Origin of the sequence: Photobacterium sp. CCB-ST2H9 (assembly GCF_023151555.2) — a bacterium.
Taxonomy (GTDB): domain Bacteria; phylum Pseudomonadota; class Gammaproteobacteria; order Enterobacterales; family Vibrionaceae; genus Photobacterium.
Map to the genome: position 1 here is coordinate 1 of NZ_CP100425.1, position 13,800 is coordinate 13,800.

Here is a 13,800-nt window from a genome sequence, read left to right on the forward strand (position 1 = left end):
TTGTCATCTTCGCTTTGGCTGCAGTGCCTTCAACGCCTTCAGGAAGAACTCCCTGCCACGGAATTCAGCATGTGGGTTCGTCCGCTACAGGCCGAGTTAAACGACAACACCTTGACCTTGTTCGCCCCTAACCGTTTTGTACTGGACTGGGTGCGGGACAAGTACCTCAACAGTATCAATCGCCTGCTGAATGAATTCTGCGGGGCGGATGCCCCGATGCTGCGATTTGAAGTCGGGAGTAAGCCGGTGACAGTGCCGCCTCCCCAACCCACCGCTGCCGTGGCCGCGGTGGCTGCAGACGACAGAATCGATCCGCCGTCACCGACCTGGGAACCGGCACCTTCACCGGTGCAGCCGGAGTCTGCCAAAGGCTACCGCTCAAATGTGAATCCGAAGCACAATTTCAACAACTTCGTTGAAGGTAAGTCGAACCAGCTGGGTCTGGCGGCTTGTCGTCAGGTTGCGGATAACCCGGGCGCTGCTTACAACCCGCTCTTTTTATACGGCGGCACGGGTCTGGGTAAAACGCACTTGCTGCATGCGGTGGGCAATGCGATTGCGGACCGTAAGCCGAACGCCAAAGTGGTGTACATGCATTCTGAGCGGTTTGTGCAGGACATGGTTAAAGCGCTCCAGAACAACGCGATTGAAGAGTTCAAACGCTACTACCGCAGTGTCGATGCGCTGCTGATCGATGATATTCAGTTTTTTGCCAATAAAGAGCGTTCTCAGGAAGAGTTCTTCCATACTTTCAATGCGCTGCTGGAAGGCAACCAGCAAATTATTCTGACCTCCGACCGCTACCCGAGGGAAATCAGCGGGGTGGAAGACCGCCTCAAATCCCGGTTTGGCTGGGGGCTGACGGTTGCGATTGAACCGCCCGAACTTGAAACCCGGGTGGCGATCCTGATGAAAAAAGCCGAGGACCACCATATTCGTCTGGCTGACGAAGTGGCTTTCTTTATTGCCAAGCGTCTGCGCTCGAATGTGCGGGAGCTGGAAGGGGCGCTGAACCGGGTGATTGCCAACGCGAACTTTACCGGTCGGGCGATCACCATCGACTTTGTCCGCGAAGCGCTGCGCGATCTGCTGGCGCTGCAGGAAAAGCTGGTGACGATTGATAACATTCAGAAGACCGTGGCTGAGTACTACAAAATCAAGATGGCGGATATGCTGTCCAAGCGTCGTTCACGTTCCGTTGCCCGTCCGCGCCAGATGGCGATGGCACTGGCCAAGGAGCTGACTAACCACAGCCTGCCGGAAATCGGTGATGCTTTTGGTGGCCGCGACCATACTACAGTGCTGCACGCCTGCCGGAAAATTGAGCAGCTGCGTGAAGAAAGCCACGATATTAAAGAAGATTACTCCAACCTGATCAGGACACTGTCGTCGTAATATGAAATTTACCGTTGAACGTGAACATCTCATTAAACCGCTGCAACAGGTCAACGGGGCACTGGGCGGCCGTCCGTCGCTGCCGATTCTCGGTAACCTGCTGCTGAAGGTTGAAGCCGGCAGCCTGTCCCTGACGGCCACCGATCTGGAAGTGGAGCTGGTGGCGAAACTGGCGCTGGATGGTGAGTGGGAACCCGGCGCAGTGACCGTGCCAGCCCGGAAGTTTCTGGATATCTGCCGCGGCCTGCCTGACAGCGCTCAGCTGAAGATTGAGCTGCAGGGCGACCGGTTGCTGCTGCGCTCCGGCCGGAGCCGTTACTCACTGACCACCTTGCCGGCCAATGATTTCCCGAATATTGAAGACTGGCAGAGTGAAGTGGAACTGCATCTGGCTCAGGGGCAGGTCCGTCAGCTGATCGAAAGCACCCAGTTCTCCATGGCTCATCAGGATGTCCGTTACTACCTGAACGGTATGCTGCTGGAAACCGACGGGAAACAGCTGCGCTCCGTGGCGACCGACGGTCACCGGATGGCGGTGTGCACCGTCGATACCGAAGGCGAGCTGCCAGGTAAACAGATCATCCTGCCGCGTAAAGGGGTGATGGAGCTCGTGCGTTTGCTCGACAGTCCGGATGCTGAAGTCGTGCTTCAGATTGGTGAGTCGAACCTGCGTGCCGTGGTCAACAATTTCATTTTCACTTCCAAGCTGGTGGATGGACGTTTTCCGGACTATCGCCGGGTATTGCCGCAAAACAGCAGCAAGATCCTGCAGGCGGGCTGTGATGAACTGCGTCAGGCGTTTTCGCGGGCGGCCATTTTGTCGAACGAGAAATTCCGCGGCGTACGGGTGAATCTGGCGAACAACGAAATGCGCATCACCGCCAACAACCCGGAACAGGAAGAAGCGGAAGAAGTGCTGGATGTGAATTACCAGGGCGGCGAACTGGAGATTGGCTTCAACGTCAGTTATATCCTGGATGTACTCAATACCCTGAAGTGCGATCAGGTCCGGATTTCGATGTCCGATGCCACCGCCAGTACGCTGATTGAAGATGTGGCGGACAGTGACGCCCTGTACGTGGTGATGCCAATCCGGCTGTAACCATGGCGCTGACGCGATTTATTGTCAAAGACTTCCGAAATCTGGAAGCCTGTGATCTCACCTTGTCTGATGGCTTTAACTTTCTGGTCGGTGCCAATGGCAGCGGTAAAACCAGTCTGCTGGAAGCAATTTATTTCCTTGGCCACGGCCGTTCCTTTCGCAGCCACCTGACCAGCCGGATTATCCGTCATGGTCAGGATGAGCTGGTATTACACGGCCGGGTACAGACGGAAAGTGATCTGGAGCGGCCGCTGGGCATCCAGAAGCAGCGCGACGGGACGACACAGGTTAAAATAGCCGGCCAGACAGGCCAGAAAGTTGCACAACTGGCACAGATTCTGCCACTGCAATTGATCACGCCGGAAGGGTTCGAACTGATGGTTGGCGGGCCGAAATTCCGCCGTGCCTTCATCGACTGGGGCGTGTTCCACGTGGAACCCCGTTTTTATCAGGCCTGGAGCCGGGTAAAACGGCTGACCAAACAGCGGAATGCGCTGCTGAAAACCGCACGCAGCTACCGCGAACTCAGCTACTGGGATCAGGAACTGGCGCAGCTGGCCGAAATGATTGACGGCTGGCGCAGTGACTATGTGACGGCGCTGCGGGCGCAGACTTCGGCTTTTTGTGCCGACTTTCTGCCGGAATATGAGATTCAGCTCGGATACTACCGCGGCTGGGAAAAATCGACCCCTTACGGAGAACTTCTGGCAGCCAGCTTTGAGCGTGATGTGCAACTGGGGTATACCGTCAGCGGACCGCACAAAGCCGATCTCCGGCTGAAGGTGGCGGCAATGCCGGTCGATGATGTGCTGTCCCGGGGGCAGCTGAAGCTGCTGATGTGTGCCCTCAGGCTGGCACAGGGTCAGCAGTTACGACAGGCCACAGGCAAACAATGTCTTTACCTGATCGATGATTTTGCTTCCGAGCTCGACAGTGGCAAGCGGGCTTTGCTGGCCAAAGGATTACAAGATACGCAGGCTCAGGTGGTCATCAGTGCCATCAGCGAGGAACAGCTGGGCGACATGAAGGACGAAAAGGGCAAGATGTTTCATGTCGAACAGGGTAAAATAACCGCAGGATAAATAAAGCGAGAGTAACTCAATGTCCAACAATTACGATTCATCAAGTATCAAGGTATTAAAGGGTCTTGATGCGGTACGTAAGCGTCCGGGGATGTACATCGGCGATACGGATGACGGTACAGGTTTGCACCACATGGTTTTTGAGGTCGTCGATAACTCTATCGATGAAGCTCTTGCTGGTCACTGTGAAGATATCGTGGTGACGATCCACGAAGATGGTTCGGTTTCAGTCAGCGATGACGGTCGGGGGATCCCGACAGACATGCACCCGGAAGAAGGGGTGTCTGCGGCGGAAGTGATCATGACCGTCCTGCATGCCGGCGGTAAGTTTGACGATAACTCCTACAAAGTTTCCGGGGGTCTGCACGGCGTGGGTGTTTCTGTGGTCAACGCCCTGTCTGACAAACTGGAGCTGACAATTCATCGCCACGGCCATGTTCACCAGCAGGTTTACCATCTGGGTGAACCTCAGGCACCACTGGGTGTGATTGGTGATTCGGATCGGACCGGTACCCGGATCCGTTTCTGGCCGAGCGACACCATTTTTACTGACACCACCTTCCATTATGAGATTCTGGCCAAGCGACTGCGCGAACTGTCGTTCCTGAACTCAGGTGTGTCAATTAAGCTGATTGATGAGCGCGACAACAAGCAGGACCACTTCATGTATGAAGGCGGGATCCGCGCGTTCGTTGAGCACCTGAACCGGAACAAAACCCCAATCCATCCGAAAGCGTTTCACTTTGCGTTTGAACGCGAAGACGGAATTTCCGTTGAAGTGGCGATGCAGTGGAACGACAGCTTCCAGGAAAACATTTACTGTTTTACCAACAACATTCCGCAGCGCGATGGCGGTACGCACCTGGCTGGTTTCCGTGCGGCACTAACCCGGACCCTGAATAACTTCATGGATGCGGAAGGCTATTCCAAGAAAGCTAAAGTTGCGACGTCGGGCGATGATGCCCGTGAAGGTCTGACAGCTGTGGTTTCCGTGAAGGTGCCGGATCCGAAATTCTCCAGCCAGACCAAAGACAAGCTGGTTTCCAGTGAAGTGAAACCTGCCGTTGAGTCGGCGATGGGCGAGAAGCTGAGTGAGTTCCTGCTGGAAAACCCGAGCGACGCCAAGATTGTCTGTACCAAAATCATTGATGCATCCCGTGCCCGTGAAGCGGCCCGTCGTGCCCGTGAAATGACTCGCCGTAAAGGCGCGCTGGATCTGGCAGGTCTGCCGGGCAAGCTGGCGGACTGTCAGGAAAAAGACCCGGCACTGTCTGAACTCTACATTGTGGAGGGTGACTCGGCCGGTGGTTCCGCCAAGCAAGGCCGAAACCGTAAGAATCAGGCTATCCTGCCGCTGAAAGGTAAGATCCTGAACGTTGAGAAAGCCCGTTTCGACAAAATGCTGTCGTCTCAGGAAGTCGCAACGCTGATCACTGCGATGGGTTGCGGGATTGGCCGTGATGAATACAACCCGGATAAACTGCGCTATCACAGCATCATCATCATGACCGATGCCGACGTCGATGGTTCGCACATCCGTACGCTGCTGCTGACGTTCTTCTACCGTCAGATGCCGGAGCTGATTGAGCGTGGTCATATCTATATTGCTCAGCCGCCTCTGTACAAAGTGAAGAAAGGCAAACAGGAGCAGTACATCAAAGATGATGAGGACATGAACCAGTTCCAGATTGCGCTGGCGCTGGAAAATGCCTCACTGTTTACCAGTGACAGCACTCCGGCGATTACCGGTCTGGCGCTGGAAAACCTGGTGAAGCAGTACAATGGTGTCGTGAAACTGATCGAGCGGATGAGCCGTCGTTATCCGACGCTGCTGCTGAACGAGCTGACTTACCAGCCGCGTCTGGGCGAAGCGCAACTGTCTGATCAGGCACAGGTGGAAGCCTGGGCGAAAGGTGTGGTCGATGCACTGAATGCCAAGCAATCAGGTGAGAGTCATTACGGTTACGAGCTGTTCCAGGACAGCGAGCATGATGCCTGGTTGCCGAAGATTGTTGTGCGCACCCATGGTGTCGATTACCAGTATCCGCTGAGCTACGATCTGCTGCACTCGAAAGAGTACGCGAAGCTGGCGGATCTGTCGGAAGCCTTGTGTGATTTGCTGGAAGAATCTGCGTATATCCAGCGTGGTGAGCGCAAGCAGCCGGTATCTAGCTTCAAGGATGCACTGGATTGGCTGATCAAAGAATCGACCCGTGGTCTGAGCCGCCAGCGTTATAAAGGACTGGGTGAGATGAACCCGGATCAGCTGTGGGAAACCACCATGGATCCGGAATCACGCCGGATGATGCAGGTTACGATCAATGATGCGGTGGCAGCGGATGAGCTGTTTACCACTCTGATGGGTGATCATGTAGAACCGCGTCGTCAGTTCATTGAAGAAAATGCCCTGAACGCAAATCTGGATGTGTAATTTTTCCCGGTAACGGAACACCAAACGCCGCTCAATGAGCGGCGTTTTTTTATCGCTTCTGTTAAGGGAGTTGGCGCAGTGATTGCGTCATACTCTGGTTTGGCCGAGGTGTCAGAGTTTGACCAATGCACGTTCGACAATGAATTTTGCATCGACAGCCGGGGGCAACGTCCCGAACTGGTGAGATGGTTGATTGGAAAGACGTGCCAGTGCAAAGGCTTCGGCAATCTGTGGTTCGCCATAGGTGAAGAGGGTGGCGGCCTGCCAGATCACAGCGAGTTGCTCCATCAGTCTTCTTGCCCGCACTTCAATATCCTGCGGGTTGGTGAACTCAGCCTTCAGTGCGGCCAGTTTTTGATCATAAAGCGGGTGCTTTCCTTTAGCTTTTTCGAATTCACTAAATAATGTATTGAAGGTTTCCGGCTCACGACGCAGGACGCGCAGCAGGTCGAGACACTGCACATTGCCTGAACCCTCCCAGATCGAGTTGACTGGCGCTTCCCGGTACAGGCGGCTGGCAATATTCTCTTCGACGTAGCCCACACCGCCAATACATTCCATTGCCTCAGCCGTCTGCTGAATGGCGCGTTTACAGATCCAGTATTTTCCGATGGCCGTTGCACTGCGGATCAGCGCCGCTTGCTGGTGGTCTTCGTGATGATCCAGTGCATGAGCGATTCGCATCGTAATGGCCAGTGCGGCTTCGGCTTCCAGCGCCAGATCGGCCAGCACATTGATCATCAGCGGCTGGTCATGGAGATTTTTGCCGAAAACGCTGCGCCCCGACGTATGCCAGATGGTTTCTTTTACCGCTTGGGCCATCAGGGCACTGGAACCAATCATGCAGTCATAGCGGGTCAGGGCGACCATGTCGATGATGGTGCGGATCCCCCGGCCTTCTTCGCCCAGGAGCCAGCCGTGGGCACCATAAAATTCAATCTCAGAACTGGCATTGGAGCGGTTGCCCAGTTTGTTTTTCAGACGCTGAATATGGATTGGATTTTTGCTGCCGTCTTCCCGCCAGCGGGGAACCAGAAAACAAGAGAGTTGCTCGCCGGTTTTGGCCAGCACCAGGAACGCATCGCACATCGGTGCCGAGCAGAACCATTTATGGCCAAGCAGGCTGTATTGCTGGCCCGGTCCGGGTTCCTCGATGGGGACGGCGATCGTGCTGTTGGCCCGGACATCGGAGCCCCCTTGTTTTTCTGTCATTGCCATGCCGATGGTGACCCCGTCTTTTTCGAAGTAGGGTTTGTTGCTGCCATCGTATTTGGCCGCGAAAATTTTCGGAAGCCACTTGTCGGCGACATCGGGCTGGTGTCTGAGGGCAGGCACAGCGGCAAACGTCATGGTCAGCGGGCAACCTGAGCCGGGATCAGCCTGATTGTGCAGAAATGCCATCGCCACACGGGCAACATGGGCGCCGGGTTGTGGTCGGGTCCATGGCAGACTGGTGTGCCCGGCTTTGACGGCATGCGCCATCAGCTGATGATAGGCCGGATGGTAGTCGACTTGATCGATACGTTCACCAAAGCGGTTGTGAGACTGAAACTCTGGCAGATGTCGATTGGCGAGGAAACCTGCTTCCAGAAGTTCATGGCCAATATGCTGGCCAAAGTCTGACAGCAGGTCATTGGCCCACTGGCCGGAGAACTGGGTGACCCAGTAGTTCAGCACAGCATCAGTTTCAAAGGCATTGTAGTTCTCCAGCGGTGCAGGCTGGTTGCTGACAACATGGGTGTCCAGATTGAATGGTGCGGTCGGCTTATCAGTCATGGTTTTCTCCCTTGTGTCATGATTGCGGTCGTTAATTGTGATGCCGGGCAGTTACATTGCATTAACAACAAACTTTAACTGGCTTAAGATATTTTTCTATCGCTGCCCATGCCAATTTGTTGTTCAATCGCGCAAAGCAGCTGCCAGAGAACGGAACCGGGCGTGAGCCCCAACAGTCAGGTGGAGTGGGCATCAATGGAAGGCTATTACTCAACGCTCAGCAGCTGGATGATCCCCATGACCCGGGCGATGCAGCATCAGGGACTGGATATTGAAAAGGCACTGTCGGCGTGCGAGCTCGATCTCCGCCAGTTGCAACATCAGGACGTCCGGGTGCCAATCCGAAAGTTATCTGCATTGATTGATTACTGTAATCAGCACTTTCCGGCACAGGATTTTACTGTTCAGATGGCCCGTTTTTTCCATCCTGGTGTATTTCATATTCTGGGGTATGCCATGATGTCGGCTGATACGCTGGAAGATGCACTGTTACAGCTGGTGGAATATAACAGTGTGGTGTGCGATATCAGTGACCTGCGCTTGGTTGAAACCGATGATTTGCTGATACTTGATGTCAGTCTGCGGACTGCGGGGGAAGATCCGCAATGGTTATTACGCCCGCAAGAACTGGAGGCGTTTCTCGCGATGGTGGTGAGTTTTGCGCGGGATGTTGTGGCCGCTGAATACAGACCGGCTTCTGTAGCGTTCCATAATTTGTCGCCGTCGCAAGGGGCAGGGTATCTCAATGAATTCTTCCGTTGTCCGGTTTTGTTTGATCAGCCACGGAATCATCTTGCTTTCGACAAGCGGAGTGCCAGACAGAAACTGCTCACCGGGAATGCCGTTATCCGGCAGGGGCACGAAAAAATTCTCAATGAGTTCCTGGCGCGCATTGATCGCCATGACCTGATTCATCAGGTGAAATGTAAAATTCTCGAGCGCTTGTCGTTGGGTACTCCGGCTCAGCGTGATGTGGCTGAAGCGCTGGGGATGAGTCTGCGTAATTTGCAGCGGAAACTCAGCGAACTGGGTACTTGTTATAAAACCCTCCTGGAAAACAGCCGAAAGCGTCTGGCTTTGCATTATGTGCAGCGTCAGGATCTGGCATTGGGTGAGATCAGCTATCTGGTTGGCTTTGCCAGCGAATCGAATTTTCATCGCGCATTCAAGCGCTGGACCGGCCAGTCCCCCGGACAATACCGACGGAGTCTTCAAGGGCAGGAGTGATGATCCGGAGTATTCGGAATCACAAGCCTTATGGAAAGTTTTGGAGACGCTGAAATTTTTTTTGTTGTCCCCTTGATTGTTATTTTTCCGGCCTTATATCTATCTGTGAAGCAGGAGGTGCCATAAGCATGGGCCTTCAATGGTTTGTCCAAGAGGAAAACCCGCTTCAGTTTTTTTCACCGTAATAGTATTGCTTCACAGAAGGATAATGATTATGCGTACCTTAGATTTTTCTCCCCTGTACCGTTCTGCCATTGGTTTTGACCGTCTGTTCAATCAGATGGAACAGAATCTGAATAACAGTAATGGCGGATATCCTCCGTACAACATTGAACAGCAAGATGAAAATCATTACCGCATTACAATGGCGGTTGCTGGTTTTGCCGAAGACCAGATGGAAATCAGTCAGCATCAGAATCGATTGATTGTGACAGGAAAGCGTGCAGATGCCAGTGCAGATGAAAAGCGTCATTACCTGTATCAGGGCATTGCTGAGCGAGATTTCGAACGTAAGTTCCAGCTGGCCGATCATGTGAAAGTGATTGGTGCTGCCATGGAAAATGGACTGCTGCATATTGAACTGGAGCGTGAAGTTCCGGAAGAAGAGAAACCGCGCAAGATTGCAATCAATGGACAGCGCCTGATTGGCAGTGATGAGACTGTGGTCAGCGACAACATTTAAGTGATTGTTTCAGTGTGTATGGAAGGTCAGCCTTAGGGCTGGCCTTTTTTATTGGCGCTGAACAGGGATATTCAAATGAAATGTTTCACGTGAAACATCAAGATGGAACAGGACATCCCGTTGTGTTGTGCGCTTGGTTGGTTTCACGTGAAACACTGCGGCTGAGTTTGTGGCTTCAAAGACTAATCTTGCAGAGGGTAATTGGGGATTTCACGGATTGGAAAACATCATCATGGATAGCAAAGCACAGCCAGTGCAAAAGACGGTCAGGACTCGAATCGACTTATCGGTGGATCACGTGTGTTTCAGCAGATGTCGCCAGAGGGGCATTGTCTTCAGTGAAGTGGATGAACAACATGAAGCATTCATCTTTGCTCTGAAGAAAGCGGCTGAGCGGAATGCTGTGACACGTGTATTTGGTTGGGATGACGACTTGCAGTACAGGTTACATCAGGCGGAGTGGCAAGCCTGTAAACCCAATTTAATGCTGTTCGAAGGCAAAGTGATCGGCAGTGTGCTGCTGGAAAGTATCGCAGTCGTTTCTGAGGATGGTAAAACCGTCGAACGTTTTTTGCATTTGAGCCGTTTCTTTTTGATGCCTGAATGGCAGGGAAGTGGAATTGGCAGTGCGGTCCTGGCCGGTATCACAACGCTGGCCGATCAATTCAAGCTGGACTGCCATCTTCAGTACTTGCAGGGGAATCCGGTCGCGGCACTGTATCATCGCTTTGGTTTTAGGATACTTGCTCAGGACTGCCAGTTTGTCACCATGACTCGTCCGCCTGTGTGCACCAGTGAAAGATTTGCAGCCTTTGAAAATATGATGGGCTGAGGTTTCAGAAATAGGGCACTGTGAAAACCAAATAAAAAACAGGGCGGAGATTGGCCCTGTTTTCGTCTGAACGTTTAGCCGCGCTGGTGCTGTTTAAGCTTCTTGGTAAGCCTTTGCAACTTCTTCGGCAATGATGTGAATGCCTCGTTGCATCTTTTCATCTTCCTGAACATAGTTCATGCGCAGACATTCGTGGCCATGGCTCCAGTCTTCTTCCAGTCCGATAAAGAAGTACTCTCCGGGGACGATTAAGACTCCGCGGGCTTTCAAGCGTGAGTAGAGTTCCATGGTGGTTATCGGCAAATCTTTCAGCCACAGCCACAGGAACATGGCACCTTCAGGTTTATGGACCCGGAAGCGTGGATCCGGGATCGCTTCCTGCAGCCATTTTACCGCTTGCTGAGATTTGGCCTGATAGAAAGGTTTGATGACGTCTTCACTCAGTCGTAATAAGTCTCCGCGTTCAATCATCTTATTGGCAATCGCCGGACCGACACTCCCTGGCGCCAGGCTGAGGACACCATTCATATTGGCAAGCGCTGTGGTAATTTCTTCACTGGCGATGACAATGCCGCAACGCACGCCCGGCAAACCGAGTTTCGACAGGCTCATACACAGAATCGTGTTGTGGTTCCAGAAAGGAGTCACGTCTTCAAAGATGATATCCGGGAAGGGCATACCATACGCATTGTCGATGATCAGTGGAATGCCATGTTGCTGGGCCAGTTGATCCAGATGGCGGATTTCTTCGTCTGTCAGCACATTCCCGGTAGGGTTGGTTGGTCGGGAAGCGCAAATTGCACCGACGTTGTCATCGACTTTCAGCGCTTTAAAGTCGACGTTGTATTTGAACAGTCCGTTATCGAGCAGGGTGATCTCCGGTTTATAGGAGATAAACATATCCGGGCTGACGCCGGCATCGGCATAACCGATGTACTCAGGGGCAAGCGGCAACAGGATTTTTTTGTGGCTGCCATCCGGGAAATCTCCGGCAAGCAGATTGAACAGACTGAAGAAAGCACTCTGGCTCCCGTTGGTCAGACTGATATTTCGGCTGCTGATTTCCCAGCCGTAACGTTCACGCAGCAGGTCGGCAAGGGCATTGATAAAAGTATTCTTGCCTTGCGGGCCATCGTAGTTTGTCATGGCTGCCGCCAGCTCGCCACTTTCGTTCAGGTGATGGTTGAGCTGGGTAAAATAGTCTACCATCGCCGGAATTTGAGCCGGGTTACCACCGCCTAACATAATGGCGTCCGGGTTGCGCAGGCCATCATTCAAATCGTCCATTAATTGGGTAATGCCTGAGTAGCGGGCAAACTTGTTACCGAATGTAGAAAACTCCATCTTGCTTCGACCTCAGCGTGTGTCTTGTTTGTGATTATTTATTGTGGGTGAGTCAAACAACATACATCAATGATACGAACAGTGAAAGTGACTTTACCGACCCAAAATTCACGATGTCTTTCAGTTAGGTTTCACGTGAAACACCGAAGAAACCATCACTGTTACCTCTAAGTTTAGATGAAGCACACTGTCTTGATTGCAGTGGCATTTGATGTTTCTCGGTTGCATCGCAAACTTTCGGGCAGGGTGTTCAGGACCTTGAATTTCCCTTGTGTTCTCTGGATCCTGGTGTAACCTTGTGATGCGTTGCCCGCGCCACCTGCTCGCGGAAAGGATTCAATCCAGGGTTAACAAAATTGCTGCCTTTGCAGCGGTCAAGATTTTTTACCTTCTCTTCTGTCTGGCGGGCGCAGGAATCATTGAGAATGGTGAAATGATGCCTCTACAAAATTCTTTCTCGCTTAATCTGAGCGTTCTCAAATCTCAGGCCAAGCAACGACTTAAAACTATCCGTCAAGGCAATGCCGAAGCGCTTCTTTCGATTCAGCGCCATCATCCCAAACCGCATTTACTCAGCTCCGAGACAATTCGTCTGTCTGATGTCCAACTCGGGATGGCGAGGGAATTTGGCCTTTCCAGTTGGAGCCGCCTGAAGCTGCATGTGGAATCGCTCGGAGAGCACAGACAATTGATTGAGCGGGGGAGTGAACCGCTGGATCGTGAAATGTGTACCCTTCATGTACGGTGTGGTCATGGTATTCAACACAAACTCAGGGGTGCTGGTTTTGCCGGGGATTTCCTGCCATTTATCGATCCGTATTGTATCGGTCCATTAACCTCAAGCCCTGAATTTGAGATGCGGCGTGCTGACTTTATTCAACGTACGTTATTGAGTGAGAGTTTTGAGACCCGATCTGTTGAGCAGTTGATGGCAGACACACAGTCGATGCTGGATCAGATCCGCAACGAGCATTATCAGCGTTTGGTCTTCTGGGTTGAACATGACAACTATGATCAGCTCATGCTGGTCCGGTTGTTGGCATTTCTGGCCGATTTACCGTCTTCAACACGACGTCAGATTGAACTGATAGAGGTTGATCGCTTTCCGGGGCGAGAGCGGTTTATTGGTCTCGGACAGCTTCCAGCGGAAGGGCTGCGGTTACTCTGGCAACAACGCCAGAATCTCAGCCTGGCCAAGTTGCATCAGGCGCGTCAGATCTGGCAGGCGTTCTGTGCGTCGACGCCGCAGCCGCTCGTGGCTTTGTTGCACGCTGCTCAGCTAGCCAGATTTCCGAATCTCAAGAACGTCATCATCAGACATTTGCAGGAGTTACCGCGCTGTGGTTCGGGTTTGAGTCTGACACAAACACTGGCGCTCGATGTCTTGCAGCAGGCTGACAAGCCACTGGCTTTTCCGGATTTGTTTTCAGTTTATCAGTCAACGGAACCGTTGCCGTTTTTGGGTGACCTGATGTTCTGGGCATTGATCAAACCGCTGACTTTGGGAACCGCTCCGTTGATGATTATTGAACCTGATGAAAAATCAGAAAGCTGGTTCAATCAAAGGCTGGTAATGACAGATCAGGGCCGTCGCTGTCTGGCACAACAGGTGAGAGCTGAGTTACCTGTGAGTTGGGTTGGCGGAATGGTGATTCGACCTGAACAATGCTGGTGCTGGGATCATCAGTCGCTGAATTCACTGCGTTTTATCGATGGCAGAAAGTAAGCGGGGACAGACTGGTTTGTGTTTCACGTGGAACAATACCGTTGCGATGTCCATCTGTTGTTGCGGTTGTTATTGAGCGTGCTGGATGAATTCGGTCTGGTTGTCGTCAGTTGCAAATGTCCTGGTTCGTCATTTGCTGCAGAGTGCAGAGTGCAGGGTAAGAGCCTGAAGGACAGGATTAGATGGGCAAGAATGTTTCACGT

The 13,800-nt window shown here is 52.6% G+C and carries 10 protein-coding genes; 8 read left to right on the top strand and 2 right to left on the bottom strand.

Annotated features, from left to right (window positions below; translation table 11 throughout):
* Genes dnaA through gyrB form a run of 4 tightly spaced genes read left to right on the top strand, consistent with a single transcriptional unit; the run spans nucleotide 1 to nucleotide 6,010 of the window.
* On the top strand, nucleotides 1–1,395 hold the full coding sequence (gene dnaA, locus L4174_RS00005; protein WP_248144724.1) for a chromosomal replication initiator protein DnaA: 1,395 nt from the start codon (nucleotides 1–3) through the stop codon (nucleotides 1,393–1,395).
* A gap of 1 nt (nucleotide 1,396) precedes the next feature.
* Nucleotides 1,397–2,497 (top strand): DNA polymerase III subunit beta, encoded by a 1,101-nt coding sequence (dnaN, locus tag L4174_RS00010; RefSeq protein ID WP_248144723.1) that lies wholly within the window; start codon nucleotides 1,397–1,399, stop codon nucleotides 2,495–2,497.
* Nucleotides 2,498–2,499: 2 nt separating this feature from the next.
* Nucleotides 2,500–3,579, top strand: coding sequence for a DNA replication/repair protein RecF (recF, locus tag L4174_RS00015; protein WP_248144722.1), 1,080 nt, complete (start codon nucleotides 2,500–2,502; stop codon nucleotides 3,577–3,579).
* A 19-nt stretch (nucleotides 3,580–3,598) separates the two neighbouring features.
* The gene (gene gyrB, locus L4174_RS00020; protein WP_248144721.1) at nucleotides 3,599–6,010 is read left to right on the top strand and encodes a DNA topoisomerase (ATP-hydrolyzing) subunit B; all 2,412 of its coding nucleotides are present in this window, start codon (nucleotides 3,599–3,601) and stop codon (nucleotides 6,008–6,010) included.
* 111 nt (nucleotides 6,011–6,121) lie between these two features.
* Here gyrB and L4174_RS00025 read toward each other — a convergent pair whose 3' ends face one another.
* Nucleotides 6,122–7,786: an acyl-CoA dehydrogenase family protein gene (locus tag L4174_RS00025; protein ID WP_254589105.1), complete on the bottom strand. Its 1,665-nt coding sequence runs from the start codon at nucleotides 7,784–7,786 to the stop codon at nucleotides 6,122–6,124.
* Between the two features lie 162 nt (nucleotides 7,787–7,948).
* On the opposite strand from L4174_RS00025, the gene L4174_RS00030 reads away from it, so the two are divergent.
* The 3 genes from L4174_RS00030 (at nucleotide 7,949) to L4174_RS00040 (ending at nucleotide 10,527) form a co-directional block, all read left to right on the top strand.
* Nucleotides 7,949–9,013 carry an AraC family transcriptional regulator gene (locus L4174_RS00030; protein ID WP_248144719.1) on the top strand — a complete coding sequence of 355 codons (1,065 nt, stop codon included), beginning with the start codon at nucleotides 7,949–7,951 and terminating at the stop codon, nucleotides 9,011–9,013.
* Nucleotides 9,014–9,227: 214 nt separating this feature from the next.
* A complete protein-coding gene (gene ibpA / locus L4174_RS00035; protein ID WP_248144718.1) occupies nucleotides 9,228–9,695 on the top strand; it encodes a small heat shock chaperone IbpA in 468 nt (155 codons plus the stop codon).
* Between the two features lie 232 nt (nucleotides 9,696–9,927).
* Entirely contained in the window at nucleotides 9,928–10,527 is a 600-nt protein-coding gene (locus L4174_RS00040) for a GNAT family N-acetyltransferase (protein WP_248144717.1), read from the top strand.
* A 93-nt stretch (nucleotides 10,528–10,620) separates the two neighbouring features.
* Here the strand turns inward: L4174_RS00040 and L4174_RS00045 are convergent, their stop codons facing one another.
* Complete coding sequence (locus L4174_RS00045; RefSeq protein ID WP_248144716.1) at nucleotides 10,621–11,871, bottom strand: valine--pyruvate transaminase; 1,251 nt, start codon at nucleotides 11,869–11,871, stop codon at nucleotides 10,621–10,623.
* 433 nt (nucleotides 11,872–12,304) lie between these two features.
* On the opposite strand from L4174_RS00045, the gene L4174_RS00050 reads away from it, so the two are divergent.
* A complete protein-coding gene (locus tag L4174_RS00050) occupies nucleotides 12,305–13,597 on the top strand; it encodes a DUF1835 domain-containing protein (RefSeq protein ID WP_248144715.1) in 1,293 nt (430 codons plus the stop codon).
* Nucleotides 13,598–13,800: the final 203 nt, after the last annotated feature.